The following is a 26,381-nucleotide window of genomic DNA, read 5'->3' on the forward strand; positions in this document are numbered from 1 at the left end:
GGCTCCATGGCCACCCCTACATGTTCCGCGAAACTGCCCCACACCCTGACCACCCCCCGCCTGCGCGTTTCTCGCCCAGACCTGGCCCTGGCGCCACACCTACACCAGGCATTGCTGGCCAGCTATGCCTTGCACCAGCCCTTCCTGATCTGGGCCAAGCCGGATTGGACCCTGGAACAAATCGAGCAAGGCCTGGAAGAAAGCCAGGCCGATTTTCATACCCCCACAGGGGAAAAGCGCTACTTCGTGCTCGAACCAAACACCGGCGAGGTGATCGGCTGCATCGGCCTGACGCCCAGGGCTGAAGAGTATGAAGTGGGTTACTGGGTCAGCCAGGGGTTCGCCGGCAAAGGGCTGATGCGCGAGGCCCTGAACACGCTGCTCGACGCCGTGGACGCAGCGGTTTGGCTGACGACCGCAGTGGACAACGCCGCCAGCCAGCGCTTGGCTGAGCGTGCAGGATTCAGCCGGGTGGGCGAGGCGCCCAGGCCGAATGATCCTGCGACGCAGGGGTTGCTGTATCGGCGTGGCTGATGGCCAGGCTCCCAATGCCTGCAACTCACTCCAGCGCCAGCGAGCAACCACCGTCCAATGCACCCAAGACCGGTGGCAGGGAACTACCGGGTAGCTCCTGGGTTCTTAACATCATGCAGACATTCCCCTGGGCTTCACCCTTCTGGAGGTTTCGCCATGCGTCGATTGCTGATCGTTTCTTCACTGCTGGTGCTGTTGCCTGCCGGTTCTGCCCTGGCCCGCGTGGATGCGGGCGATGTCGCCACCTCGGCAGGGGTTTCCGCCTCGCTGTACTCGACCTTCAAGGATGACAAACGAATCATTCCTGCCCGCGATGAGCTGTCGGCCTTCGTTGCCAGCGGCGGTGCTATTCGTGGCGCCTATGCGGAGTCGGCACTGGAACAGGCGCGCAAAAACAATCCTGGGCTGCAGGCGAGTGACGAGGAGCTGGCCCGGGCAATCCTGTCTCAAGATGATCCGCTGACCGACAACTGATAGATCATTCACACCCGCTGCAGCCTTTCGCGGAACCAAGCCGCGAAAGGCGTGCAGGCTATGTCTGCACCGATTCTCAAAAAAATGACGAAAGTCTTCCTGCCCTGCCCGCATTTTTCATGTTGCCAACTCCCGCTAAGGTTGTCGCATCCCACCTGAATTTGGAGCGACACCATGAAAGCCATTGTCTTCACCGAGCACGGCCTACCCATCGACGATCCAGCAGCGCTGTTCGACAGCGAACTACCGCGCCCTACGCCAGGTGCGCGCGACTTGCTGGTGGAAGTTCAGGCCATTTCGGTCAACCCGGTCGACACTAAAATTCGTGCAGGCTCTGGCAGCACCGGCCAACCCAAAGTGTTGGGTTGGGACGCGGTGGGAGTCGTGCGTGAAGTCGGAGCAGAAGTGGCGCTGTTCCAGCCAGGCGATGAGGTGTACTACGCCGGCGCCATCGACCGCCCCGGCAGCTACAGCCAGTTTCATCTGGTGGATGAGCGCATCGTCGGGCACAAGCCACGCACCCTCGATGCTGCCAGCGCCGCCGCATTGCCGCTGACCTCGATCACCGCCTGGGAACTGCTGTTCGACCGCCTTGGCGTTGCTCAAGGCGGTGGCGAGGGGCAACGCCTGCTGATTGTTGGCGCCGGTGGTGGCGTGGGGTCGATCCTGACCCAGTTGGCGCGCACCCTGACCGGGCTGACGGTGATCGGCACCGCCTCGCGCCAAGAAACCCAGCAGTGGGTCAAGGAGCTGGGGGCACACCACGTGATCGACCATAGCCAGCCCCTGGCGCCGCAGCTGGCGCAAATCGGCGACGGCCAGGTGGACTTGGTGATCAGCCTGACTCACACCGACCGACACTTTGCCCAATTGATCGAGGTCTTGCGCCCACAGGGGCGACTGGCATTGATCGACGACCCTGCCACCCTCGACGTGGTGCCACTCAAGCGCAAGTCGTTGTCGCTGCATTGGGAGTTGATGTTCACCCGCTCGCTGTACCAGACCGAGGACATGATCAAGCAACATCAACTGCTGGATCGGGTTGCCGAGTTGATCGACCAAGGTGTGCTGAGGACGACGTTGGGCGAACATTTTGGCGCGATCAATGCGCAGAACCTGCGGCGGGCGCATACGCTGATCGAAAGTGGCAAGGCCAAGGGCAAGATTGTGCTGGAAGGTTTCTGAATGTCTGTTTGATCCGGCAATGCATGGCCTGCAATGGCCTCTTCGCGGGCAAGCCCGCTCCTACAGGATCACCACTGAGTTTTGGTCGGTGCGGTCCCTGTGGGAGCGGGCTTGCCCGCGAAGAGGCCGGCACTTGCCCCTGCAAAGCCCAGATCAATCACTGGTCAGCCGCTCCAGTCGTTGCAGCAGAAACGCCCGCAACTGCTGCACCAATGGGGTCAGCGACTGGCGGTGGGCGCAAACCATCTGCAACGGCGTCGGCTGCCCCCACTCCCTGGGGAACAGCTCCAGCAAACGGCCTGCGCGCAAATCATCGCGTACATCGAGCTGCGACTTGTACACCACGCCTAACCCGGCCACCGCCCAGCGCCTGACCACATCGGCATCGTCACTGGTGCGATCGCCCGCCACCACCACCGCTTTTACGCCTTGCGGAGTATGGAAATTCCACCTCTCGTGGGTCAGCTCGCCCATCATGTAGCGCAGGCAGTTGTGCTGGCCCAGGTCTTCAGGCGTGCTCGGTGCACCATGGCGGGCGATATAGGCGGGGGCGGCGCAGAGGATACGGCGATTGCCAGGGGCCAGCGGCAACGACACCAGGCTCGAATCCGCCAGCTGGCCATAGCGGATGCCCGCATCCAGCCGATCACTGAAAAAGTCGGCGATCTGATCGCTAAAGCGCAGTTGCAATTCGATCCGCGGATGGGCTGCCTGGAACTCATCGAGCAACGGCAACAACACATTGCGGCCCAAGTCCGAGGGCATCGACAAGCGCAGCGGGCCGGCGATTTCCTCGCGGCCATGCTCCAGGGCCATTTCACCTTCGGTCAATGCATCGAGCACCTGACGGGCATGCGGCAGGTAGCGCTGGCCGTCATCCGACAGGCGCAGTTTGCGCGTCGAACGCACGAACAGGCGAATGCCCAAGCTGCGCTCCAGACGCTGTACCGCACCGCTGGCTAGGGCCGGGGAAATGTCCAGTTGGCGGGCAGCAGCGGAAAAACTGCCGGCCTCGACGGTGGTCACGAACACCTGCAGGTCGTCCATGCGCACGAGTTTTTTCATTGCCGGTGTTTCCTCATGAGTTGAGCCGGCGCACATCGCGGCGCACGGCTTGGGGCGGGATGCCGAAGCCGCGCAAAAACGCTTCGCGCAAGTGCCTGCGGTCGCGAAAACCGGTTTCCCGCGCCACCACATCCAGGCTGTGGCGGCTTTGCTCGATAAGTAAGCGCGCCGCTTCCAGACGCAGACGTTCAATCGCCTTGGCCGGCGACTGGCCGGTTTCGGCGGTGAACACGCGGCTGAACTGGCGCGGGCTCAAATGCACCACGCCAGCCAACTCCTCGACCCCAAGTGGCTGCTGCAGATGCTGCCGGGCGTACTCCAGGGCGGCCTGGATACGGTCGGATTTAGGTGCCAGCTCCAGCATCTGCGAATGCTGCGATTGGCCACCGGTGCGCCGTTGCTGCATCACCAACCGATGCGCTACGGCACGGGCGATGTCTGCGCCCAGATCTTTTTCCACCATGCCTAGGGCCATGTCGATACAGGCCGTCATCCCGGCCGAAGTCCATAGGTTGCCGTCGGCAATGAAGATGCGATCCTGTTCGACGCGGATGCGCGGATAGCACTGCTGCATGGCCTTGGCATAGGCCCAATGGGTGGTGGCGCGACGCTCATCGAGCAGGCCAGCGGCGGCCAGGGTAAAGGCGCCGGTGCAGATGCCGGCCGTGCGCCGTGCCTGCTGGCCCAGCGCGCGCACCAGCTCGACCTCGGCTGCGCTGGGCGGGGTTTGCACCGGCATCAGTGTGCCGGCCACCAGCCAAGTATCGGCATGCCCAGGCGAGTCGACTGCCTGGGTTTGCAGTTGCAGGCCCAGCGATGAGCGCAACATGCCCCCGGCGACGCTGTAATTGCCGAGCACATAGACCGGCTCGCCCACCAGCAAGTTGGCGAACTCGAACACCGACTGCGAGGCCAACCCCATGACCTGGAAGCCCTCGCACAACAGGTAGCCAACGCGGTGCATGGCAACGCTCTCCCTATGACCTAAAAGCGTACTATATGCGTCATTTGCGCCAACCGCAAAGCAGCGCATCATGGCTGCACATCCCCTCAACGGAGCATAACCATGACTCATCCAGGCACTGCACTGATCACTGGCGCTTCCTCCGGCATCGGCGCGGTCTACGCCGAACAGCTGGCGCGCCGCGGCTATGATCTGATTCTGGTGGCGCGCAATCGCCAGCGCCTGAATCACCTGGCCGACCGCCTCACCACCCTCACCCAGCGCAGCATCGAGGTGCTGCCCGCAGACTTGGGCGATGCCCAGGACCTGGCGAGTATCGAGACGCGGCTCGCGCAAGACGCCAGCATCACGCTACTGGTCAATAACGCTGGGATCGGCACCCATACGCCGCTGCTGGAAAGCGACGTCGAGCACATGGCCCAGATGATCGCGCTGAACATCACCGCCCTCACCCGCCTGACCTACGCGGCGGTGCCGGGCTTGGTGGCGCGCGGCCAGGGGGCAGTGATCAATATCTCGTCGGTCGTAAGCCTGGCGCCGGAGTTGCTCAACGGTGTCTATGGAGCGAGCAAGGCGTATGTCACAGCCTTCAGCCAGTCGCTCAATCGTGAGTTGGCTGATCAGGGGGTACAGGTGCAGGCGGTCTTGCCAGGGGCAACGGCGACCGAGTTCTGGGCCACCGGCGGGCTGCCAGTGGAGAACCTTGATCCGGCAATGGTGATGTCGGCTGAGGATCTAGTGCGCGCGGCGCTGGAAGATTTTGATGCGCGGCGGTTGATTTCGATTCCGTCGCTGCATGCGTTCGAGCGCTATGAAGCGTTTGAGGCGAGTCGCCAGGGCTTGCTGGGGCAGTTGTCCAATCAGCAGGTGGCGCCGCGTTATAGCGCTGGTTGAAGCCATAGTCGGCAATGGACTTCATCGCGGGGCAAGCCCGCTCCCACGACGGTCATTGCGGGGATCGTGGGAGCGGGCTTGCCCCGCGATGAAACCACTGCTCGCCGCAAAAGGCTTGCCGTAGAGCGCTGAGGGTCTAGGCTCATGCTTTCACGATAATAAGGAAAGCAGCCCAATGCCGATGTCCCGTCCTCCCTTCGCCCTGGCCATGGCGCTGTGCCTGGCCTGCTCCCCGGCACTCGCCGCCGACCCCAGCGCTGAAGATTTGCTCAAGCAGGCCCAGGCCGAACAAGCGCACTACCTCGACACCCTCAAGACCCTGGTCTCGGTCGACACCGGCACAGGCACCGAGCCGGGCCTGCGCCAAGTCAGCGGTGAATTGGTCAAGCGCCTCAAGGCCCTCGGAGCCGAGGTTCAGACCCATCCGGCCAAGCCGTCGGTGGGCGACAACATCGTCGGCACGTTCAAGGGCACGGGCAGCAAGGACTTCCTGCTGATGGTCCACTACGACACCGTGTTCGTCCCCGGCACCGTGGCCAAGCGGCCATTTCGAGTCGAAGGCGAACGTGCCTACGGCCCCGGCGTTGCCGACGCCAAGGGCGGTGTGGCAATGATCCTGCACGCGCTCAAACTGCTGCAGGATCAGCAGTTCAAGGGCTACCGCACGCTCACCGTGCTGTTCAACCCAGACGAGGAAATGGGTTCGGCAGGCTCCAAGCAGATCATCGCCGAGCTGGCGCGCAAGCATGATTATGTCTTCTCCTACGAGCCACCAGACAAGGACGCGGTCACCGTCGCCACCAACGGCATCAACCGTTTGAAACTGCAAGTCAAAGGGCGCTCGTCCCATGCCGGTTCCGCCCCGGAAGAAGGCCGCAACGCATTGACCGAACTTTCGCACCAGATTCTCCAACTCAAAGACCTGGGCGATGCCAGCAAAGGCACCACGGTCAACTGGACCCTGGCCAAGGCCGGCGAGAAGGCCAACATCATTCCGGCCCTGGCCACCGCTGAAGCCGATATGCGTTACTCGGACCTGAGCGAAACCGATCGAGTGGCAGCCGATGCCAAGCGCATCGTGCAAAAACCACTGATCGCCGACACCCAGACCAGCGTCACCGTGGAAAAAGGCCGCCCACCGTTGGCGCGCAACGAGGGCTCGACCCAGTTGGCCGAAACCGCAAGGCAGCTGTACAGCCAGATCGACCGCAAGATCGAACCGATCGCCATGCGCTTTGGCACCGATGCCGGCTACGCCTACGTGCCCGGCAGCGCCAAGCCGGCAGTGCTGGAGACCATGGGCGTGGTCGGCGCCGGGCTACATGCCGATGACGAGTACATCGAGTTGAACAGCGTGGCGCCGCGCTTGTACCTGACCGTGGCGATGATCAGAAAACTCGCCCAGTAACCCTTGCCGCACCTGGCCGGCCTCAAAGGTCGGCCGCTTCCAGGGTTGCCAGGCGATGCTGGAAACGCTCCAGAAAGACGCTCTCAGCCACGGTCATCTTCTGCTCGCGGTTCCACAGCAAAAGCAAATCGACATCGACGATGCCTTCAGCCGGTGGCAGGCGCCACAGCAGGCCCTGCGCGAGATCTTTTTCCAACAGGTGCTCGGGCAGGCAACCGATGCCAAAGCCTGCGCACACCAGGCGGTGAATTTCCTCGAAGCTGGAGGACGAAGCGACGATCCGCCCAGTAAACCCATGTTGATCGCGGAACATCGCCAGAGGCGACAAGTTGCCGCCCAACTGGTCGCTGACGAAACTGACGAAGCTCTCGCCTTGCAGCTCGTCAAGGGTCACATCACTGCGCCCATACAAGCGATGGCGCTTGCCACAGAAGAAGGCAAAGCGCTGGCGCAGCAACTGGCGCTGCTCAAGCTTGGGCTGGGCGATGCGACACAGGCCGAGCCCGGCGGTGGCGGTCTTTTGCAACAGCGAGCTGATGATGTCGGCGCTGCGCAGCACTTCGATCTCCAGCTCGACCTTGGGATGGGCTTGGTGGAAGTCGCCGAGAAACTCATCGTACAACGCCGAATGCACGCGGCTGATGGTCAACAGCCTAACCTTGCCCACCACCGCATCACTGCGCTGCTCGACGGCGGCACTGATGCGTGACACGTCGGCGTAGATATCGCTGGCGATGCGCAGCACCTCCTCGCCCGCCGCCGTCAGATCAAAGCGTGGGCCACGGCGCAGGATCAGCGGGCACTCCAGTTGCTCTTCCAGCCTGCGCAACGCCTGGCTGACCGCCGACTGGGTGATGTGCAGGCGCGCAGCGGCGCGGCTGATGCTGCCTTCCTGACCAATCGCCAAATAGGTACGCAGCAGGTTCCAGTCCAGGCGGTCGTTGAGGAACCGGCGACCTTCCCATTTGTTGACCAGTGCAGCAGATCGCGATGTCGGTGGGTTCATCTCAAGCCTTATTAGTAGCGTTGCTAATACGACGGATAAGAATTAGCAAATTGACTAATCATAGCCCCAAGGCGATAAAACCCGAAAGCGCCACAGAGCGCGCCCGGCTTAGCCAGATCCGCACCCTGCCTATAACAAGCACATAAAAGAAGGGCTTTGCATGCACACCTCAAAACAGCCGCGTCGCGCGGCGGCGGCCGCGTTCGTCGGCACCACCATCGAGTTCTACGACTTCTACATCTATGCCACCGCCGCCGCACTGGTGCTCGGCCAGGTGTTCTTCCCAAGCAGCGACCCGCTGCTGAGCACCCTGGCGGCGTTCGGCACCTTTGCCGTGGGCTTTGTCGCAAGGCCGCTGGCCGGTATGGTCTTCGGCCATCTGGGTGACCGCCTGGGGCGCAAGAAGATGCTGCTGATGACCATGCTGCTGATGGGCCTGGCCACCACCGGTATCGGCCTGCTGCCCAGCTACGCCAGCGCAGGCATCTGGGCACCGATCGGGCTGATCGCGCTGCGCATCGTGCAAGGCATCTCGGTGGGCGGGGAATGGGGTGGCGCAGTGCTGATGGCCAGCGAACACGCTCCCGCCAAGCGCAAGGTGTTCTATGCCTCGTTCGCCCAATTGGGCAGCCCGGCCGGCTTGCTGCTGGCGCTGATCGCCTTTCGCCTGGTGTCGATGCTCGATCAGGACGACTTCCTCAGTTGGGGCTGGCGCCTGCCATTCCTGGCCAGTGGGGTACTGATGATGGTCGGCCTGGCGATTCGCTTTGGCGTCGATGAGTCGCCTGAGTTCAAGGCCGCGCAAGCCAAGCACGAGGTGGTCAAATACCCGGTGCTGGAGGTGGTGCGCGACTGCTGGCGGCAGATCTTGTTCGCGGCACTGGCGGTCACCATCGGCTCGGCCGGGTTCTTCTTCACCAACACCTTCATGATCACCTACGTCACCACCTACCAGGGCATCGCCCGCTCGACCATTCTCGACTGTCTGTTCCTGGTGACCATCCTGCAGTTTCTGACCCAACCACTGGCGGCGTTGCTCGCCGAGCGGATCGGCGAGGGCCGCTTCCTCAAGCTGGTGGCACTGCTGTGCATGGCCGTGCCCTACCCGATGTTCCTGCTGGTGGGCACCCAGAACCTGGTGCTGATGACCCTGGGCATTGCCCTGGCCGTGGTGACCTTGTCGGCCCTTTACGCGGTGATCGCCGGCTACATGTCCCAGGCATTCCCGGCACACCTGCGCTATTCGGGGATCTCGCTGGCCTACCAGCTGATCTGCGCCTTGGCCGGTGGCAGCACGCCCATCATCGGCACGCTGCTGGCGGATCGCTTCGCGGGCCAGTGGATGCCGTTGGCGCTGTTCTTCACCGCGCTGTCCGCTCTTTCCTTGATCGGTGTCTGTGGCCTGGCTCGCCTGCGGGGCGAGATTGAACAACCCAGCGCCGTCATCGCTCGCTAAAACCGGGAGTTTCCATGAGCAAACCACACGCCGTCAGCGATACCGAATGGCAGGCACGCTGCGAACTGGCCGCGCTGTATCGGCTGGTCGCGCACTTTCGCATGACCGACCTGATCGACACCCACATCACCTTGCGCATCCCAGGCCCAGAGCAGCATTTTCTGATCAACCGCTACGGGGTGCTGTTCGACCGCATGTGCGCCAGTGACCTGGTGCGTATCGATCAACACGGCAACGTCGTCGACCAGGCGTTCGGCGAGCGGCGGGTCAATGCCGCAGGCTTCGTCATCCACTCGGCGATCCACACCGCGCGGCCAGACCTGCACTGCGTGATCCACACCCATACCGCCGCGGGCATTGCCGTCTCGGCCCAGGAGCAAGGGTTGTTGCCGATCAGTCAGCATGCGCTGAAGTTCTACGGCAAGCTGGCCTACCACCAGTATGAAGGCATCGCATTGTCGCTGGATGAGCGCGAGCGTTTGGTCGCCGACCTCGGCCCGCACAAAGCGATGATCCTGCGCAACCACGGCCTGCTGGTCGGTGGTGCAAGCGTGGCCGAGGCGTTTCATGAGATCCACTTCCTCGAGCGCGCCTGCCAGGCGCAGGTGCAGGCCTTGGCTGGGGGTGGCAAGCTGGTGTATCCCAGCGAACAGGTCTGCCGGCACACCGCCGAGCAGTTTGCCCGCGACGATGCGGCGCAGATCATCAGCCTGAGCTGGAACGCCGCACTCACCCTCATCGAAGACCAACGCGAGTCGTATTGCTCATGAAACCGCTGGTTCTGCTGTCGACCGATCAAACGCTGCTTGGCCAGCTCCAGGCGGCGTTCGCCCGCAACGCCCCCCAGCTGCCAGTGGTACTGGCTGACGACCCCCTCGCCGAACAGGCGCAGGTGGCCGTCTGCTGGTTTCCACCCGCAGGCAGCCTGGGCGCTTTGCCCAACTTGAAACTGATTCACTCGGTGGCGGCGGGCGTCGACCACCTGGCCCACGACCCCAGCCAGCCTGCCCTGCCAGTGTGCCGGGTGGTCGACCCGGCGCACCGCCAGGGCATGGCCGAGTACGTGCGCTGGGCGGTGATCCACTATCATCGCGATTTCGACCTAGCCATGGCCCAACAGCAACGCCAGTTGTGGCTGCGTCACCCGCAGCGACCGGCGGCTGATTTTCATATCGGCGTGATGGGGCTGGGTTCGCTGGGCGGCCCGATTGCTGCCGAGCTGGCAGCGGCGGGCTATGCGGTACGTGGCTGGGCGCGCAGCGAAAAACAGCTCCCAGGGGTACGCACCTTCGCGGGCAGCGCTGAGTTCAACGGCTTTCTCGACGGCCTCGACCTGTTGGTGAATCTGCTGCCGCTGACCGAGTCGACCCGTGGCATTCTCTGCCGACAAACCTTTCAAGCGCTGGCCCCGGGGGCGGCCGTGATCAACTGTGGGCGCGGCCAGCATCTGCACCAGCAAGACCTGATCGCAGCGGTCGGCAGCGGGCGCTTGCGTGGTGCGTTACTGGACGTCTTTGACCAAGAGCCGCTGCCCACGGATAACCCGCTGTGGAGCACGCCAGGGATTGTCGTCACCCCGCACATGGCTTCCTGCGCCTCGCACGACTGCATTGCCCAGCAGGTGGCGGAGAATGCGCGGCGCTTGGCCGGTGCAGAGCCCTTGCTGAACCGGGTGGACCCGGCGCTTGGTTACTGAAGGGCAGTGTTCAGCGCCAGCCATCCATACGCATGGTCGCCCTGACCAAGCGCTGCTCCTCCTGCTCGATCTCGCGCAGGCTGTCGCGAATGCCGTTGATGTGTTCCCGCGCCGCACGCTGCGCCTGCTCGGGCAACTGCTCCATCACCGCCTGGTACAACCGCGCATGCTGGCGATCGATCTGGCGCTTTTGCGCCGGGCGGCAATAGAGGTTGTTGACCGAGGCGAACACGGTGCTCAGGGTCAGGTCGCTGAGTGATTGCAGGGTATGTACCAGCACCGGATTGTGCGACGCCTCGCTGATGGCACGGTGAAAAGCATGGTCGCGGCGAGCATGCTCTCGCGGGTCGAGGCTGTCGCTGGCGGCGTGCGCGGCCAGCATGTCTTCGTAGCGGCGGCGGATCAGCAGGCGGTCGACATCGGTCGCCCTCAGCGCTGCCAGGCGCGCGGATTCGGCTTCCAGCAGCGCGCGCACTTCCAACAGGTCGAACAGCGTGCGCGGCTGCGAGCTGACCAGGTGCATCAGCGGGCTAAGGCTGTCGCGCCCGCTGAGCTGGGCCACGAACGAACCGCGACCCTGTTCGGTATCGATGATGCCGCGCCCACGCAGGATGCGCAGGCCCTCACGCAGCGCCGAACGCGAGCAGCCAAGCTTTTCCACCAAACGCCGCTCCGAAGGCAGGGCCTGGCCGACCTTGAGTACGCCATCGACGATCAACTTCTCCACCCGCTCAGCCACCTGATCGGCGACTTGGGTCTTGCCCTCTGCGCTCATGCACCTCTCCAACTGGTAGGACCACTGGTATCAGCTCACTGACCTCAGCCGCAACGGGCCAGGTACTGCCCTATTTGAAGGTAGCAGTTCTGAAAAAACTGGTAGGACCAGTTACGCAATCGCTCGACCACAGCGCCGTTCACGCGCACGCTGGGGTGGTCACAGCTATGCCGGAAATCGGGCCCTTGGTGGCTTGGACAACTACAAGAATCTTGGCGAGTGAACCTGATGAATATCCTCTACGACGAACGCGTAGATGGGCCGCTGCCAGCTATCGACCAGCGACAGTTGCTGCTGGCCCTGCGCGATGCCCTGCCCGACCTTGAGATTCTGCACCGCAACGAAGACCTCAAGCCCTACGAGTGCGATGGCCTCTCGGCCTACCGCACAGTGCCGCTGCTGGTGGTTCTGCCCGAGCGCCTGGAACAGGTGCAAACCTTGCTCAAGCTCTGCCATCAACGCGGGGTGCCGGTAGTGGCGCGCGGAGCCGGCACCGGCCTGTCGGGCGGCGCCTTGCCGCTGAGCAAAGGCATCTTGCTGGTGATGGCGCGCTTCAACCGGATCCTTGAGGTCAATGCGCAGGGGCGTTACGCCCGCGTCCAGCCGGGTGTGCGTAACCTGGCGATCTCCCAGGCGGCAGCGCCCTATGGCATGTACTACGCGCCTGATCCATCGTCGCAGATCGCCTGTTCGATCGGCGGCAATGTCGCTGAGAACGCCGGTGGCGTGCACTGCTTGAAGTACGGCCTGACCGTGCACAACCTGCTCAAGGTGGAAATCCTCACCATCGAGGGCGAGCGCCTGACCCTGGGCAGCGATGCCTTGGACAGCCCAGGCTTCGACCTGTTGGCGTTGTTCACCGGCTCCGAGGGCATGCTTGGGATCGTCACCGAAGTCACCGTCAAGCTGCTGCCCAAGCCGCAGGTGGCGCGGGTGCTGCTGGCCAGCTTCGAGCGGGTCGAGGACGCGGGTCGAGCGGTGGCCGAGATCATCGCCGCCGGGATCATCCCAGGCGGGTTGGAGATGATGGACAACCTGGCGATTCGCGCCGCTGAAGACTTCATTCATGCCGGCTATCCGGTCGAGGCTGCGGCGATCCTGCTGTGCGAGCTCGATGGCGTCGAGGCCGATGTACAGGACGACTGCGAACGGGTGCAGGCGGTGCTCGAACAGGCCGGTGCCAGCGAGGTCCGGCTGGCCTGTGATGAGGCCGAGCGCGTGCGCTTCTGGGCCGGACGCAAGAACGCCTTCCCGGCCGTGGGGCGGATATCGCCGGATTACTACTGCATGGACGGCACCATCCCTCGCCGCGAGTTGCCACGGGTGCTCAAGGGCATTGCCGAGCTGTCCGAGCAACATGGCTTGCGGGTGGCCAACGTTTTCCACGCTGGGGACGGCAACATGCACCCGTTGATCCTGTTCGATGCCAACCTGCCGGGCGAGCTGGAGCGGGCCGAGGCGATCGGCGGCAAGATCCTAGAGTTGTGCGTGGCGGTTGGCGGCAGCATTACCGGCGAGCATGGCGTGGGGCGCGAAAAGATCAACCAGATGTGTGCCCAGTTCAACAGCGACGAAATCACCCTGTTCCACGCGGTCAAGGCCGCGTTCGACCCGCAAGGCCTGCTCAACCCCGGCAAGAACATCCCGACCCTGCACCGCTGCGCTGAATTCGGCGCGATGCACGTGCACCACGGCCAGTTGCCCTTCCCTGACCTGGAGCGTTTCTGATGAGCATGGACCGCGACCTCAGCCAGGACCTGCTCGAACAGGTCAACCAGGCCCTCAACCTTGGCAACCCGCTGCGCATCCAGGGTGGCAACAGCAAGGCCATGCTCGGCAATCCGGTGGCCGGCGAGATCGTCGATACCCGCGGCCATCGCGGCATCGTCAGCTATGACCCGACCGAGCTGGTACTCACCGCCCGCGCCGGGACGCCATTGCTGGAAATCGAAGCCGCGCTGCATGAAGCCGGGCAGATGCTGCCCTGCGAGCCGCCGCACCTGGGGCCCAACGCGACACTGGGTGGCATGGTTGCGGCGGGTTTGTCCGGGCCGCGTCGGCCTTGGGCTGGCTCGGTGCGCGACTATGTGCTGGGCACGCGGCTGATCACCGGCCACGGCAAGCTGCTGCGCTTTGGCGGCGAGGTGATGAAGAACGTCGCCGGCTACGATGTCTCGCGGTTGATGGCGGGCAGTTTCGGCTGCCTCGGGCTGCTCACCGAGGTGTCACTCAAGGTGCTGCCACAGCCGCGGCAAACCTTGAGCCTGCGCCTGGCAATGGACAGCCATCAGGCCCTGGCCGAGCTGGCCGAATGGGGCCAACAGCCGCTGCCGATCAGCGCCGCCTGCCACGATGGCGAGGCGCTTTATCTGCGCCTTGAAGGCGGTGAAGGCTCGGTGCTGTCAGCGCGCCAGCGGCTGGGTGGCGAGACCCTCGACAACCGTTTCTGGAGCGACCTGCGTGAGCAACGCCTGGCGTTTTTCAAGGCCCCAGAACCGCTGTGGCGGTTGTCCGTGCCCACTGCCACCGGTGAACTGCAACTGCCCGGGCGCCAGCTGATCGACTGGGGAGGCGCTCAGCGTTGGCTGAAGTCTTCGGCCCCAGCGGCGCAGATCCGCGCGCAGCTGGCCGAGGTTGGCGGCCATGCCACCGGCTATACCGCCGGCACGGACAGCACGGCGCCGCTGGCAGAGGCGTTGCTGCGTTATCACCGCGCGCTCAAGCAGCAGCTCGACCCCCAGGGTATCTTCAACCCTGGCCGCCTGTTTCCAGACCTGTGAGGCCACGCCATGCAAACCACTCTGAGTGAATCGAGCAAGCGCCTGGCTCGCGCCGAAGAGGCCGAGAGCATCCTGCGCTCATGCGTGCACTGCGGCTTCTGCACGGCCACCTGCCCCACCTATCAATTGCTCGGCGACGAGTTGGATGGGCCACGCGGACGGATCTACCTGATCAAGCAAGTGCTTGAAGGTGAACCGGCCAGCGCCAGCACCCAGCTGCACCTGGACCGCTGCCTGACCTGCCGCAACTGCGAAACCACCTGCCCGTCGGGGGTCAAGTATCACGACCTGCTGGACATCGGCCGCGCAGTGGTCGAGCAGCAGGTACCGCGGCCATTGTCCCAGCGCCTGCTGCGCGAAGGCCTGCGCGCAGTAGTGCCGCACCCGACCCTGTTCAAAGCCCTGGCCCGCACCGGTCAGGCCCTGCGGCCGGTGCTACCGGCCAGCCTCAAGGCCAAGTTGCCGGCGCAGGTAGTCGCTCCCGGCGAGCGCCCGCAGGCGCGCCATGCACGTCGCGTACTGCTGCTCGAAGGTTGCGTGCAGCCGGCGCTTTCGCCCAATACCAACGCGGCTGCCGCGCGCTTGCTCGACCGCCTGGGGATCAGCGTCGAACCGGCCCGCGAGGCCGGCTGCTGCGGCGCGGTCGACTATCACCTCAACGCCCAGGCGCAAGGCCTGCAGCGCGCCCGGCGCAATATCGACGCCTGGTGGCCAGCGGTCGAGGCCGGCGCCGAGGCCATTGTGCAAACCGCCAGTGGCTGCGGTGCGTTCGTGCGTGAATACGGCCATCTGCTGGAGCACGATCCACACTATGCCGCCAAGGCAGCACGGGTCAGCGCCCTGGCCCGCGACCTGGTCGAGGTGCTGCGCGACGAGCCCGTCGAGCACCTTGGCGTGTGCGCCGAACAGCGCCTGGCCTTCCACTGCCCATGCACCCTGCAACATGCGCTCAAGCTTGGCGGTGAGGTGGAACGGCTGTTGCGCCGACTCGGCTTCACCCTCACCGCAGTGCCCGACGGCCACTTGTGCTGCGGCTCGGCCGGAACCTACTCGCTGACCCAGCCGCAGCTGTCGCGGCAGTTGCGCGACAACCGCCTCAATGCCCTTGAGAGCGGCAAGCCGCAACTCATCGCCACCGCCAATATCGGCTGCCAGACCCACCTCGATGGCGCTGGGCGGACACCGGTACGACACTGGATCGAAATCGTCGAAGCAGCCCTCAATCAGGAGATTTGACCATGCACAGCAAATCGGTACTGGGCCAGGCGGAGGTCGCCCGGCTGCTCGCCGCGGCCCGCCAGGATGCGCAGATTCATCAGTGGCAGGTGACCATCGCGGTGGTCGATGATGGCGGTCATCCATTGGCCCTGGAGCGTATGGATGGCTGCGCCCCGGCCAGCGCCTACATCGCCGTGGAAAAGGCCCGCAGCGCGGCGCTTGGCCGACGCGAAACACGCGATTACGAGCAGATGGTCAATGGCGGGCGCACGGCGTTCGTCACTGCGCCTATGTTGACCAGCCTGGAAGGCGGCGTGCCGCTGCGGGTCGATGGCCAGGTGGTGGGCGCAATTGGCGTTTCCGGGGTCAAGCCCGAGCAGGATGCCCAAGTGGCCAAAGCCGGTGCGGCGGCGTTGTGACACTATGGCCGCCACCCCGCAGTACCGGCCCATCACTGGCTGGGATCGGCGTAATCAATCCCGCTCGTCGATCACCAGCGGCTCGCCGATGGTGTAGAAATGCCCGCCTGCAACGTAGTGCAAGCTGCGCAGGCTGGCGTCGGCATGCTCGTAACGCCAGTGGCCATCCTTGAACACGCGATCGTCTGCCCAGGCCGCGACCACCTCTGCGATGAACAAGTCATAGGTGTTCTGGTTGTGCGGCTCGTCGATCACCCGGCACATCAGCCAGGCTGAACAATCATTGACCAAAGGCGCTGGATAGCCCTCGATACGCGTCAATTGCACACCAATACGCGCCAGCTTGGCGGGGTCGTCGAGCTGGCTGCGGGTGCCAACCTGATGGGTCAGGCGCGCTTGCGCGGCGGTGGGTAGCTGCAGCACGAACCAGCCACTGCCCTCCACCAATTGCCGAGTGCGGGTGCTTTTATCGAGCACCACGGTGACCTTGGGCGGGGCGAAGTCCAGCGCGCAGGCCCAGGCGGCGGCCATGACATTCTCAACCCCTGCGTGCCCTGCCGACACCAGTACGGTCGGACCATGATTGAGCAAGCGATAGGCTTTGTTCAGGTCGACAGGCTGAAAATGGCTGTTCATTGAGACTCCTCGGGACTGCACGGTAGACGTAACAGCAATTGTGCCGAACAGCTCACATCCCTGCCAGCCAGTCTGGCCTCAGGGACAGCTCAGGCGGCGAAGGCCATGAACAAGGAAAAGTCCTACCCGAAACACGGAAACGCCTTACTTGTGGGTCGGGCCACTCAGAAACATGATCCCACAGCCACGATTCAGTCGAGATAAGGCGCACACTTTCCAGGAGGTCTCCCCGTGCTCTCACAACGTCGCTGTACCACTGAGCTTCGCCACACCCTACGCCAATTGCTTGCTCACGATATAAGCAACCCGGAAGACGACCCGCACCTATCCGGCGTGCTGTTTTTCTGCGCCACTGACGAGCAGACCCGGCAGTTGGTCGAGCGCATCGAACTGCTGGCCAGCGAAGCGTTTTTTGACCCGTCGGGCCGGGCCATTCGTGAACGGATGCGCGCCGCCGCAGTGGACGGCGTGCGGATCAAGCAAAAGCGCAAGGCGCCGCAAGACGAGACGGTGATCCGTATTGCCCTGCCAGAAAAGGGCTATATCACCGTCAGTACAGCGCGGTTTTGAAAGGCCAAACACACTGATTGTTGCCGTGAAGTCAAAGAACAAATGCGCCGCTGTGCCTATTTCACCGGCGCTCAGGGCAGCCATACTGAACCTCTTCTCTCGTACCTCAGCAAGGAGTTCACCCTATGACTGTCCCTGCCCTCGGCCTCGGCACCTTCCGGCTCAAAGACCAGGTGGTCATCGATTCGGTGCGCACTGCTCTGGAGATTGGCTACCGGGCCATCGATACCGCGCAGATCTACGGCAACGAAGCCGAGGTCGGCCAAGCCATCGCCGACAGCGGCGTGCCGCGCAGCGAGCTGTTCCTGACCAGTAAGATCTGGACCGAAAATCTGGGCGCCGACAAGCTGATCCCCAGCCTCAAGGAAAGCCTGAGCAAGCTGCGCACCGACTATCTGGACCTGACCCTGATTCACTGGCCATCGCCCCAAGGCGCAGTGCCGGTCGCCGAATTCATGGGCGCCCTGGTAGAAGCGCAGAAACAAGGCCTGACCCGGCATATCGGCGTGTCCAATTTCACCATCGACTTGTTGCAGCAAGCCATCGACGCAGTCGGCGAAGGCGTGATCATTACCAACCAGATCGAGCTGCACCCCTATTTGCAGAATCGCAAGCTGGTGGGCTTCATGCAGCAGCACGGCATTGGCGTGACCTCGTACATGACCCTGGGCTACGGCAAGGTGCTGCACGATCCTGTGATCCAGGCGATCGCCCAGCAGCACGGCGCCACTGCCGCGCAAGTAGCCCTGGCCTGGGCCATGCAGTTGGGTTACGCGGTCATCCCCTCCTCCACCAAGCGGGAAAACTTGGCCGGCAATTTCAAAGCTGGCGCATTGCGCTTGAGCGATGCAGACATGGCGCAAATCGCCGCACTGGAGCGGGCTGAACGCCTGGTCAGCCCAGAGAGCCTGGCGCCTGCCTGGGACTGAAAGCCCTGGGGCCGTCATGCGGCCCCAACACACGCCGACCTAGCTGACGACCAGGGAATTCAGACGCTCTGGCCTTGCTGAACATTACTCCTGAGCGCCGTGACTGTTCTAGGCATCCCAGGTATTGGGCAGAACTTACAATGAGTACCGATGGCGTGATTAAACTCCACACCGCTCTAGTGCAGCCAGGAGCTCTCGATTGCTTCCCCCGATCAGGCTCGTCGCCTGGGCGGCACGCTTCAACAGCATTAGCCGGGCTGCTTGTAGCTGATCCTTGTTGAATCGCTCGGATGGGCCAGACAACGTCAAAGCCCCTTTAAACTCATGGTCGACACCAAATACAGGGGCAGAGATCGACGATGTCTCGGGATCACGCTCCCCAAATGAGGTTGCCCAGAACTGCTCCCGCACCTCAGCCAAAGCGCGATCCGCTGGCGGGCCAAATGCCCTGAGGATCTTCCCGGAAGCCCCGGCATGCAGCGGAAATCGATCACCCTCATGGATGCTAAAGCGTACTGCGCGTTTAGGTTCAACACGGAACAGCACCACCCGTATATCGTTCTCGATCACGTAGAAGGACGAGGTCTCGCCGCTCTCCTCAGTGAGCGCTTCAAGCACCGGGTAAATCGTGTCTCGCAGCCGGAAGGAAGATTGGTAAATCTGAGCCAGGCGCAAGGGCTCATGACCCACAGCATACTGTCCATCAGCCAGTCGCCTGATGAATCCAGCCCTCTCCAGAGAACTCATGAGCCGAAGGATGGTGCTTTTATACAACCCCGTGCGACGAGCGATTTCAGCTAACGGGAGAGTGCTTCGATCAGGCTCGAAAGCCCCGAGAATCGCAAAAGCTCTATCAACCGCCGCCACCCCACCGTCAGCATTGTTCTTGGAAGCATCGGCTACCACTGGCTCATCTTTTGGCGACATAGGCTTATTCTCGGCGCAATCATGAAAAAGCGGCCCCTCAAAGGGGCCGTTCAGATGGCTGATACCTTACCTGTGAGTACGGTTGGCAGCTAGTCCATTCTCCAGAACACCGTTCTACTGGAAGAACTTGCGCATCAGGCATCGCGCATGAACAGTCGCAGGGACAACGCCATCAATGCAGCAAAGAACAGGATGCATCCCATGACCATTAGGCCCGCCGTGAAAGACTGGGTGTAGTCCTTCAGGAAGCCCATTAGGTAGGGCCCGACAAATCCGCCGAAGGCACCGATAGAGTTGATCAGAGCAATACCCCCAGCAGCAGCTTGGCCACTCAGGAACTTCGCCGGCAACGTGTAGAAGATCGTTTTCGCCGAGATTGTTCCCACCAAGGCCAGGGTGATGCCTGCCAGCGCTGGGATCAGGGCGTTCATGTTCAGCGCAAAGATCAAGGCAAGACCGGCCAGTACCAGCGCAATGATCAGGTTCAAGATCCCCCGGCCGCTCCGGTCGACATGCTTGGCCCAAAACAATAGGCCGATGGTTGAGAAGAAGTACGGTACTGCAGCGACCCATCCGATCAAGCTTATTTCTACACCCTGCGCCTTCAGCATCTGCGGCAGCCAGATACCGATACCGTAGGTGCCGATGGTGAAGCTGAAGGTGATGGAGCTCAGGATCCACACTCGCGGATCCTTGAGTGCTGCAGCGAAGCCGTGGCTTTTTTGGGTATTGGCCTTTTCCTTCTCCAGCATACCGGTGAGAGCATCCTTCTCTTCCTGGGACAACCACTTGGCCTCACTAGGCCGGTTTGCAAGCACCTTCAAAGTGATGAACCCCAGCACACAAGCTGGCAAACCCTCAATGATGAACATCCATTGCCAACCCGCGAGCCCCCAAGCACCGTGCATTTGCAGCAGGTAGATAGAAAGTGGGCCCCCCACAAGGAAAGAGATCGGCGTTGCAACCGTGAACCAAGCCAGTACCCGAGTACGGTATTGGGCTGGGAACCAGAGGGTAAGGAAGAAGATTACGCCAGGGAAGAAGCCGGCCTCGGCAACCCCCAAAAGGAAGCGAACAACATAGAAACTATAGGGGCCGATAACGAATGCCGTGGCTGCTGCGGCAAGCCCCCAGGTGATCATGATTCGGGCCATCCAGAGGCGTGCGCCGAACCGGTACATAGCCAGGTTACTGGGTACTTCGCAGAGGCAATAGCCCACAAACATGATCCCTGCACCTAGGCCAAACTGAGCGGCAGTAAGCCCGAGCTGGTCGGTCATCTGCAGGGCTGCGTAACCAACACTGGTGCGATCCAGGTAGTTGAAGAAATAGGCCAGTGCCAGCAATGGAATCAGGCGCCAAGCGGCCTTCTTCATTGCTCTTTGCTGCAACGCAGATGTGGCTTCAGGCAGCGGCATGGACAAATGGGTATCCGGGGTCGTGACATTAGCCATGACTGTATCCTCGGTTTTGTTGTTATGAATACCGTGGCTGGATGGGCCATCGGTGAGCGCAGACCGGTGGTACGTCCCGTACCTTCAGTGCTGCTGATTTCGCCCGAGAATCATTTCGAGCACGACGTAAAAGTCATCTGGAGCGGGTCTTCAAAGCAGACCCGCACCGAATCCGATCAAGCGGTTTTGATCGCGCCGGTAGACTCGAGCTGAATGATCTGGTCGTCGTCGTAACCGAGCTGTGCAAGCAGCTCCCTCGAATGGCTGCCTAGCTTCGGGACATTGAGACGAGCCCCGAAACGCTGGCCGTTCATCTCCAAAGGCAGCATCGGCACCTTCACCTGCTCGCCATCTGGCAACGTCAGCTCTGCCAAACCGCCAGACTGGTTGAGGTGCTCATCCTCAAACATGTCTTCCGGTCGTTGGATGGGGGAAAACGGCAAGCCGGCTTTCTCACAGAGAGCCATCACGGTCTGCTTATCCATGCCAGACAAGCGCTCCCGCACCAGAGGGATTATTCGATCCCGGGCTGAAACCCGCTGGTTGTTCCGGCGCAGGCCGGCGTCATTTCCAAGTTCAGGGAAGTCGAAGGTTTCGCAGAAAGAGACCCACTGACTGTCGCTGACGACGCCCATAAAGACCTGCTCACCTTCCTGGGCAGTCTCGAACACGTCATAGATGGCCCACGCCGAAATTCGGCTCGGCATTGGTGCCGCCGCTTTACCAGTCACGACTTTCTGCATCATGTGCTGAGCGACAAGGAATGCCGAGTTTTCGAACAGACCGGTCTGTACGAACTGACCACGGCCAGTCTCTTTGCGCTGCAGCAGGGCAGCAAGAATAGAGACAGTGCTGAACATACCGCCCATCACGTCGTTGACAGAGGCTCCGGCGCGCAATGGGCGCCCGACAGGCCCCGTCATGTAAGCCAAGCCCGTCATCATCTGTACGACCTCATCGAGCGCCGTGCGCTTCTCGTAGGGGCCTGGCAGGAAGCCCTTCATCGAGCTGTAAATGATGTCCGGCTTGATGGCCTTGACCTGCTCATAGCCCAGGCCCAATTTCTCCATGGCGCCAGGGCGGAAGTTCTCTGTAACGACATCTGCCGTGGCGAGCAGTTTCTTCACCGCAACCATGCCTTCTTCGGACTTGATGTCTACCGCAAAACTTTTTTTGTTGCGGTTGTAGGTCATCCAGTAGCCGGCGCCAGAACCCATCAGGCGGCGAGTGTTGTCACCCTCTGGAACGGGTTCTACCTTGATGACCTCGGCACCGAGATCGGCAAGCAGCAACCCGCAGGTTGGGCCCATCACCATGTGAACAAACTCGACTACGCGAATACCTGCCAGGGGCAGAGACTGCACTTCTTGCTGGCTCATACGGCCTCCTTCGCATAGATGAAATTCTTGCCGACACCGGCATCTGGAATGAAGCCGTACACGGGTTCGCCTGGTAGCCCACGGCGAAGCACTTCACGCGCCGCAACCAAGCGATCAATGTCCACACCGGTTTTCAGGCCCATGGACTCCAGGAGATACACCAGGTCTTCAGTGACGATGTTGCCCGAGGCCCCCGGCGCGTACGGACAGCCACCCAAGCCGCCTTGGGAGCCATCGAAGGTCTTCACGCCTGCCTCCAGAGCGGCGACGACGTTGGCCAGCCCCTGGCCGCGAGTGTTGTGGAAGTGGGCGCTGCCTGCGAGCGCGCCGAGCTCTTGGAACAGGCGAGTGAACAGTCGACGCACTTGAACCGGGTTGGCGTAGCCGACCGTGTCTGAAAGGCCGACCTCGTCTACTCCCAGTTCCGCCATTTTCAAGGCAATCGCCATGGTCTCGTCGTCAGTTACAACACCTTTAAGTGTGCATCCGAAGGCTGTCGAAACGCCGGCTTCGATCAGGACATTCGGGAAGCGCTCATTACGCAAGGCAACCACCGCCTGAACCTCATCAAAGACTTGAGCGTGTGTCTTGCGGATGTTTGACAGCGAGTGCTGCTCGCTCACGGAAATGGGCAGCGTGATCTTGTGCACACCCGCGTTGAAAGCGGCTTCGGCACCCTTGAGGTTCGGCACCAGCGCAGTGACGAAAAGACCTGGCAGAGTCAGGGCGTGGGCTACTACCTGGGCAGTATCTGCCATCTGCGGCAGCAGTTTTGGCGATACAAACGACCCGACTTCGATTTCTCTCAAACCGGCGCCCGCCAGAGCCGAAATCCACTCCAGCTTCAACTCGGTGGGCATGCTGGCCTTGACGCTCTGTAAGCCATCTCTGGGCCCGACTTCGCTGACGAGGATGTCGATATCTGTCGCTTTTTTCACGGAGGTTCTCCTGTAGCTGGGGAGAGCCTGCCCGAACATTCATGCAGTGCAGCAACGAGGCGGAGCGCTGTTTTTATGATTGTTCTGTCAGGCGGAATTGCGTTCTGTTTCAGTATCTCCCCACAGTTTCGGATCTGTCAATGAGGCTGACGATGAACGGAAGTGGTTGCCTTTTCGGCTGGCTTTCGAAAGAGAGGGAGCGCTTCCAGCGAGACTTGACAGCAAAGAAAATAGCTTGGAAAGTGTTCTACCAAGAGCAATATCGTTCCATCTAGCAGAACAATTGCTCGAAACAACAAGATATCCCAGGCAACGTACACTGATGAGATTGGCCCAAACCTGCCGTTTGAGCCTCAGCGTCTGGCGCCTGTTTTTACATGGAGATTTGCCATGAGCCTGTATGCCCCTCCCGAGGAACGCCCAACCGAAGTCTTCAGCAGACTGCCGAAAGGGTTTTGGCGTGATGGGGATTCCGACTGGGTGAGAGCCAATAAAGCAGGCCAGCAAGTCGCGAGTTTCCTGGAAGGGCCCTCCTTCGACCAGGCCGGCAATCTCTATGTCACTGACATCCCATATGGCCGAGTCTTCCGGGTTTCCCCACAGGGTGACTGGGAGCTGGTTATTGAATACGACGGCTGGCCCAATGGTTTAAAAATCCATCGTGACGGTCGGATTTTCATTGCCGACTACAAGAACGGTATCCTCGTTCTCGACCCGATCAGCAAACGCATCGAGCCATTCCTGACGCATCGCCGGAGTGAAAGCTTCAAGGGTGTAAATGATCTGTTTTTTGACCGCCAAGGGCACCTCTTCTTCACCGACCAAGGTCAGACAGGCATGCACGATCCATCGGGTCGAGTTTTCCGCTACGACCTGGAGCAACAACGCCTGGATTGTTTGGTAGATAACGGCCCTAGCCCTAATGGCCTGGTGCTGGATCTTGAAGAAAAAGCGCTGCTGGTAGCGATGACTCGCGCAAACGCAGTATGGCGACTCCCACTACAGCCCGATGGCACTACTTCCAAAGTGGGTGTCTTCACCGCCATGGCCGGGGGCGTGAGTGGCGCTGACGGTATGGCCTTGGATGAGTCAGGAAACCTGTATGTCTGCGATGCAGGCAATGGATGCGTGTGGGCATTCGACTCCCACGCCGTGCCGCTCTATCGATTCAAGTCATGCACTGAAGGTCGCACTCTTACCAACCTCGCCTTTGGTGGCGAAGGTAATCGCGGCCTATTCATTACTGACTCATCGACAGGTCACATATTGAGGGCTGACCCCGGCCACGCAGGGAAGCGAATGTTCTCGCACGCGCCAGCCTAACTACTTCGTACTGCAGCCCTGTGCACATGGCGCACGGACTTTGCTCGCACCTCAAAAGAGCCTGGCGAGCCATAGAACTCATACAAAACAGATAATAAGAGGGCAAACATGCTCACGCTCTTGAGCTACACAATGATCGTCTGCTTCATGTACCTCGTCATGAGCAAACGGCTGTCACCACTGGTGGCGCTCATCCTGGTGCCAGTTGCATTCGCCAGCCTAGGCGGGTTTGCAACACAGCTTGGCCCGATGATGTTCGATGGCGTGAAGATGCTGGCCCCGACCGGGATCATGCTGACCTTCGCGATCCTCTACTTCTGCATGATGACCGATGCAGGCTTGTTCAACCCGCTGATCAAGCTGATCCTCAAATGCGTGAAAGGCGATCCGCTGAAGATTGTCATCGGCACCGCTGTGCTCGGAATTTGCGTGGGCCTGGACGGCGACGGCGCCACGACCTACATCATCACTACCGCAGCACTCCTTCCGCTATACCGACGTACAGGGATGAGCCTGCAGGTTCTGGCCACCGTTCTGTTGCTGACCAACGGAGTGATGAACATCCTCCCTTGGGCGGGGCCCTTCTCGCGTGCGGCAAGCGCCATGCACGTAGACATCACTGAACTGTTCATCGAGATGCTGCCACTCATGATCGCGGGTGTGGGCTGGGTGATTTTCGCGGCGTTCTATCTGGGTAGTCGGGAGCGCCGTCGTCTGGGTGTCGTGCAACTCGATCACGATGAGGTCATGAGCCACTTCACCGAGTTCAAATTGACCGACTGGCGCTTCCTCTTCAACGCTGTACTCACCATCACGCTGATCACCATGATGATGCTCAGCCTCATGCCCCTGCCGATCCTCTTTATGCTCGCCTTCGGCCTGGGCGTATTGGTGAATTTCCCAAGCGTCAAAGACCAAAAAGAAGTCGTCGGTAAATACGCCGACAACGTCATGGCGGTCACCCTGCTGATCTTCGCCGCCGGCATCTTCGTCGGGATCATGTCCGGCACAGGAATGATCAAAGCGATCTCGGAAAGCCTGATCCATGTGATCCCTGAATCCGCTGGTCATTTCATGTCGGTCATCACAGCGTTCCTCAGCATGCCTTTCACCTACGTGCTGACCAACGATGCTTTCTACTTCGGGATCCTTCCCATCCTGGCCGAAACCGCGAGCCATTACGGCATTGGTGCAAAAGAGATGGCCATCGCCGGCTTGATCGGGCAGCCAGTCCATCTGCTCAGCCCGCTAGTTGCCTCAACCTACCTTCTCTGTGGGCTGCTCGATCTGGACTACGGCGACAACCAGCGAGCATCCATCGGATGGAGCATCGGTACGTGCCTGGTAATGTTCGTCGCGGCTATCGCGATTGGCACCATCGACGTTTTCAACTGAGGGTCTTGCTCAACCGCGCAAGACGCAGGTGGGCAAGCACACCTGCGCTTGAAGTCGGCTTCGTTAATGGAGCCCGCTATTCCTGCAACTGACGCCAAAATGCCTCGGCAAATGGATTAATGGATGCAAGTGGGCGTGTGAGGTTGATATCGAGAGGTATGTCCCAGCTGGCATCCAGCGCCCTTACCAATCGACCATCTACCACCTCCTGTTCCGTCAGGCTTCTTGGAAGCCAGGCCACCCCCTTACCCTCAAGAGCCATCGACATCAGAACTGCGGCGAGATGGCTGCTGAACGCCGGTTGCAACTTCAGGTTGGCGTGCTTGCCGCGCAAGCGATGGTTAACGATACGCCCCAGTCCCGACTCGTCGGTGTAGGCAAGATAAGGGATAGCCGAGTGCGAAGGATCGATGCTGGCTGCCGGGCTTGCTAAAGGAATCAGGATGTCATCGTCGACTTTCTTACTGACGTATTGATCGGGCGGCAACAGCGCCGGCACCTCGGGGTGGCCATGGCAAAGCAGGAATTGCACCTGGCCGTGCATGAGCATCTGCTCACAGCTGGCCATGCTGTCGGAATGTAGCCGCACGGCCTCGATGGGCGCCTCCCGACCAGCACATCTGATCCACCTTGGGAAGAACGTGAATGACAGGGAGTGAGTAGCCGCAAACTGCAGCACCTTGGCTACCTTGCCGGCTACCTCCTGGGCTTCGGAGCGGATTCGATAGAGTCTGCCCACCTCATCGAGCACACCAGGCAAGATTAGCTTGCCTGCCTCTGTCAGCGTCGCGCCTTGAGGCGTGCGGATGAACAACTCCACCCCCATCCAGCTTTCCAGCGAACGGATTCTGCGGCTGAACGCCGGTTGGGTGATATGACGTGCGTCAGCCGCGCGAACGAAGCTTCCGTTCTCAGCCAACGCAATGAAGTCCTCTAGCCAGACGAGTTCCATGGGC

At 61.5% G+C, this 26,381-nt stretch carries 26 protein-coding genes; 16 read left to right on the forward strand and 10 right to left on the reverse strand.

The window, feature by feature from the left end; genetic code table 11:
- Nucleotides 1-6: 6 nt before the first annotated feature.
- The 3 genes from AAZU54_RS00375 to AAZU54_RS00385 all read left to right on the forward strand — a co-directional run bounded on the left by AAZU54_RS00375 (nt 7) and on the right by AAZU54_RS00385 (nt 2,193).
- A complete protein-coding gene (locus tag AAZU54_RS00375) occupies nt 7-534 on the forward strand; it encodes a GNAT family N-acetyltransferase (RefSeq protein ID WP_312155375.1) in 528 nt (175 codons plus the stop codon).
- Between the two features lie 156 nt (nt 535-690).
- Nucleotides 691-1,008: a DUF2388 domain-containing protein gene (locus tag AAZU54_RS00380; RefSeq protein ID WP_186555196.1), complete on the forward strand. Its 318-nt coding sequence runs from the start codon at nt 691-693 to the stop codon at nt 1,006-1,008.
- Between the two features lie 174 nt (nt 1,009-1,182).
- Nucleotides 1,183-2,193, forward strand: coding sequence for a zinc-binding alcohol dehydrogenase family protein (locus AAZU54_RS00385; RefSeq protein ID WP_434726303.1), 1,011 nt, complete (start codon nt 1,183-1,185; stop codon nt 2,191-2,193).
- Nucleotides 2,194-2,346: 153 nt separating this feature from the next.
- Here AAZU54_RS00385 and AAZU54_RS00390 read toward each other — a convergent pair whose 3' ends face one another.
- Together AAZU54_RS00390 and AAZU54_RS00395 are read right to left on the reverse strand one after the other, a co-directional pair.
- Complete coding sequence (locus AAZU54_RS00390; protein ID WP_186555194.1) at nt 2,347-3,258, reverse strand: LysR family transcriptional regulator; 912 nt, start codon at nt 3,256-3,258, stop codon at nt 2,347-2,349.
- A 13-nt stretch (nt 3,259-3,271) separates the two neighbouring features.
- On the reverse strand, nt 3,272-4,222 hold the full coding sequence (locus AAZU54_RS00395; protein WP_186555193.1) for a GlxA family transcriptional regulator: 951 nt from the start codon (nt 4,220-4,222) through the stop codon (nt 3,272-3,274).
- 102 nt (nt 4,223-4,324) lie between these two features.
- Here AAZU54_RS00395 and AAZU54_RS00400 point away from each other — a divergent pair, with 102 nt between their 5' ends.
- Nucleotides 4,325-5,116 carry an SDR family NAD(P)-dependent oxidoreductase gene (locus AAZU54_RS00400; RefSeq protein WP_434726304.1) on the forward strand — a complete coding sequence of 264 codons (792 nt, stop codon included), beginning with the start codon at nt 4,325-4,327 and terminating at the stop codon, nt 5,114-5,116.
- A gap of 175 nt (nt 5,117-5,291) precedes the next feature.
- Nucleotides 5,292-6,524, forward strand: a complete 1,233-nt coding sequence (locus AAZU54_RS00405; RefSeq protein ID WP_186555191.1) for a M20/M25/M40 family metallo-hydrolase — start codon at nt 5,292-5,294, stop codon at nt 6,522-6,524.
- 22 nt (nt 6,525-6,546) lie between these two features.
- On the opposite strand, the gene AAZU54_RS00410 is transcribed toward AAZU54_RS00405, so the two are convergent.
- A complete protein-coding gene (locus AAZU54_RS00410) occupies nt 6,547-7,530 on the reverse strand; it encodes a LysR family transcriptional regulator (RefSeq protein ID WP_186555190.1) in 984 nt (327 codons plus the stop codon).
- Between the two features lie 160 nt (nt 7,531-7,690).
- On the opposite strand from AAZU54_RS00410, the gene AAZU54_RS00415 reads away from it, so the two are divergent.
- From AAZU54_RS00415 to AAZU54_RS00425, 3 genes are read left to right on the forward strand one after another with little or no spacing between them, the layout of a single operon-like run.
- Complete coding sequence (locus tag AAZU54_RS00415; RefSeq protein WP_392463819.1) at nt 7,691-8,986, forward strand: MFS transporter; 1,296 nt, start codon at nt 7,691-7,693, stop codon at nt 8,984-8,986.
- A gap of 14 nt (nt 8,987-9,000) precedes the next feature.
- Complete coding sequence (locus tag AAZU54_RS00420) at nt 9,001-9,756, forward strand: class II aldolase/adducin family protein (RefSeq protein WP_186555188.1); 756 nt, start codon at nt 9,001-9,003, stop codon at nt 9,754-9,756.
- Nucleotides 9,753-10,682 (forward strand): 2-hydroxyacid dehydrogenase, encoded by a 930-nt coding sequence (locus AAZU54_RS00425; protein WP_434726305.1) that lies wholly within the window; start codon nt 9,753-9,755, stop codon nt 10,680-10,682. The genes AAZU54_RS00420 and AAZU54_RS00425 overlap by 4 nt, the downstream gene beginning before the upstream one ends.
- 10 nt (nt 10,683-10,692) lie before the next feature.
- On the opposite strand, the gene glcC is transcribed toward AAZU54_RS00425, so the two are convergent.
- Nucleotides 10,693-11,457, reverse strand: coding sequence for a transcriptional regulator GlcC (gene glcC, locus AAZU54_RS00430; protein WP_434726306.1), 765 nt, complete (start codon nt 11,455-11,457; stop codon nt 10,693-10,695).
- A gap of 228 nt (nt 11,458-11,685) precedes the next feature.
- Here glcC and glcD point away from each other — a divergent pair, with 228 nt between their 5' ends.
- Genes glcD through AAZU54_RS00450 form a run of 4 tightly spaced genes read left to right on the forward strand, consistent with a single transcriptional unit; the run spans nt 11,686 to nt 15,874 of the window.
- A complete protein-coding gene (glcD, locus tag AAZU54_RS00435; RefSeq protein WP_186555281.1) occupies nt 11,686-13,185 on the forward strand; it encodes a glycolate oxidase subunit GlcD in 1,500 nt (499 codons plus the stop codon).
- Nucleotides 13,185-14,237, forward strand: a complete 1,053-nt coding sequence (gene glcE / locus AAZU54_RS00440; RefSeq protein ID WP_186555185.1) for a glycolate oxidase subunit GlcE — start codon at nt 13,185-13,187, stop codon at nt 14,235-14,237. The genes glcD and glcE overlap by 1 nt, the downstream gene beginning before the upstream one ends.
- Nucleotides 14,238-14,246: 9 nt before the next feature.
- On the forward strand, nt 14,247-15,473 hold the full coding sequence (glcF, locus tag AAZU54_RS00445) for a glycolate oxidase subunit GlcF (RefSeq protein WP_434726307.1): 1,227 nt from the start codon (nt 14,247-14,249) through the stop codon (nt 15,471-15,473).
- Nucleotides 15,474-15,475: 2 nt separating this feature from the next.
- Nucleotides 15,476-15,874: a heme-binding protein gene (locus tag AAZU54_RS00450; RefSeq protein WP_368972711.1), complete on the forward strand. Its 399-nt coding sequence runs from the start codon at nt 15,476-15,478 to the stop codon at nt 15,872-15,874.
- Nucleotides 15,875-15,928: 54 nt separating this feature from the next.
- On the opposite strand, the gene AAZU54_RS00455 is transcribed toward AAZU54_RS00450, so the two are convergent.
- Nucleotides 15,929-16,510: a flavin reductase family protein gene (locus tag AAZU54_RS00455; RefSeq protein WP_186555182.1), complete on the reverse strand. Its 582-nt coding sequence runs from the start codon at nt 16,508-16,510 to the stop codon at nt 15,929-15,931.
- 231 nt (nt 16,511-16,741) lie between these two features.
- On the opposite strand from AAZU54_RS00455, the gene AAZU54_RS00460 reads away from it, so the two are divergent.
- Both AAZU54_RS00460 and dkgB read left to right on the forward strand, forming a co-directional pair.
- Nucleotides 16,742-17,080 (forward strand): hypothetical protein, encoded by a 339-nt coding sequence (locus AAZU54_RS00460; protein ID WP_186555181.1) that lies wholly within the window; start codon nt 16,742-16,744, stop codon nt 17,078-17,080.
- Nucleotides 17,081-17,205: 125 nt separating this feature from the next.
- Nucleotides 17,206-18,009: a 2,5-didehydrogluconate reductase DkgB gene (dkgB, locus tag AAZU54_RS00465; RefSeq protein ID WP_186555180.1), complete on the forward strand. Its 804-nt coding sequence runs from the start codon at nt 17,206-17,208 to the stop codon at nt 18,007-18,009.
- 159 nt (nt 18,010-18,168) lie between these two features.
- Here the strand turns inward: dkgB and AAZU54_RS00470 are convergent, their stop codons facing one another.
- From AAZU54_RS00470 to AAZU54_RS00485, 4 genes are all read right to left on the reverse strand, one after another.
- Nucleotides 18,169-18,936: an IclR family transcriptional regulator gene (locus AAZU54_RS00470; protein WP_264233559.1), complete on the reverse strand. Its 768-nt coding sequence runs from the start codon at nt 18,934-18,936 to the stop codon at nt 18,169-18,171.
- Between the two features lie 134 nt (nt 18,937-19,070).
- On the reverse strand, nt 19,071-20,390 hold the full coding sequence (locus AAZU54_RS00475; protein WP_264233557.1) for an MFS transporter: 1,320 nt from the start codon (nt 20,388-20,390) through the stop codon (nt 19,071-19,073).
- 176 nt (nt 20,391-20,566) lie between these two features.
- Nucleotides 20,567-21,769, reverse strand: coding sequence for a CaiB/BaiF CoA transferase family protein (locus AAZU54_RS00480; RefSeq protein ID WP_405129782.1), 1,203 nt, complete (start codon nt 21,767-21,769; stop codon nt 20,567-20,569).
- Nucleotides 21,766-22,707, reverse strand: coding sequence for a hydroxymethylglutaryl-CoA lyase (locus AAZU54_RS00485; protein WP_405129781.1), 942 nt, complete (start codon nt 22,705-22,707; stop codon nt 21,766-21,768). The genes AAZU54_RS00480 and AAZU54_RS00485 overlap by 4 nt, the downstream gene beginning before the upstream one ends.
- Nucleotides 22,708-23,097: 390 nt before the next feature.
- On the opposite strand from AAZU54_RS00485, the gene AAZU54_RS00490 reads away from it, so the two are divergent.
- Both AAZU54_RS00490 and AAZU54_RS00495 read left to right on the forward strand, forming a co-directional pair.
- Nucleotides 23,098-24,030, forward strand: a complete 933-nt coding sequence (locus AAZU54_RS00490) for an SMP-30/gluconolactonase/LRE family protein (RefSeq protein ID WP_434726308.1) — start codon at nt 23,098-23,100, stop codon at nt 24,028-24,030.
- 108 nt (nt 24,031-24,138) lie between these two features.
- Nucleotides 24,139-25,425 carry a CitMHS family transporter gene (locus AAZU54_RS00495; RefSeq protein ID WP_405129779.1) on the forward strand — a complete coding sequence of 429 codons (1,287 nt, stop codon included), beginning with the start codon at nt 24,139-24,141 and terminating at the stop codon, nt 25,423-25,425.
- Between the two features lie 76 nt (nt 25,426-25,501).
- On the opposite strand, the gene AAZU54_RS00500 is transcribed toward AAZU54_RS00495, so the two are convergent.
- The gene (locus tag AAZU54_RS00500; protein ID WP_312151290.1) at nt 25,502-26,377 is read right to left on the reverse strand and encodes a LysR family transcriptional regulator; all 876 of its coding nucleotides are present in this window, start codon (nt 26,375-26,377) and stop codon (nt 25,502-25,504) included.
- Between the last annotated feature and the right edge of the window lie 4 nt (nt 26,378-26,381).

This window comes from Pseudomonas sp. Je.1.5.c (assembly GCF_051129895.1).
GTDB lineage: Bacteria > Pseudomonadota > Gammaproteobacteria > Pseudomonadales > Pseudomonadaceae > Aquipseudomonas > Aquipseudomonas urmiensis.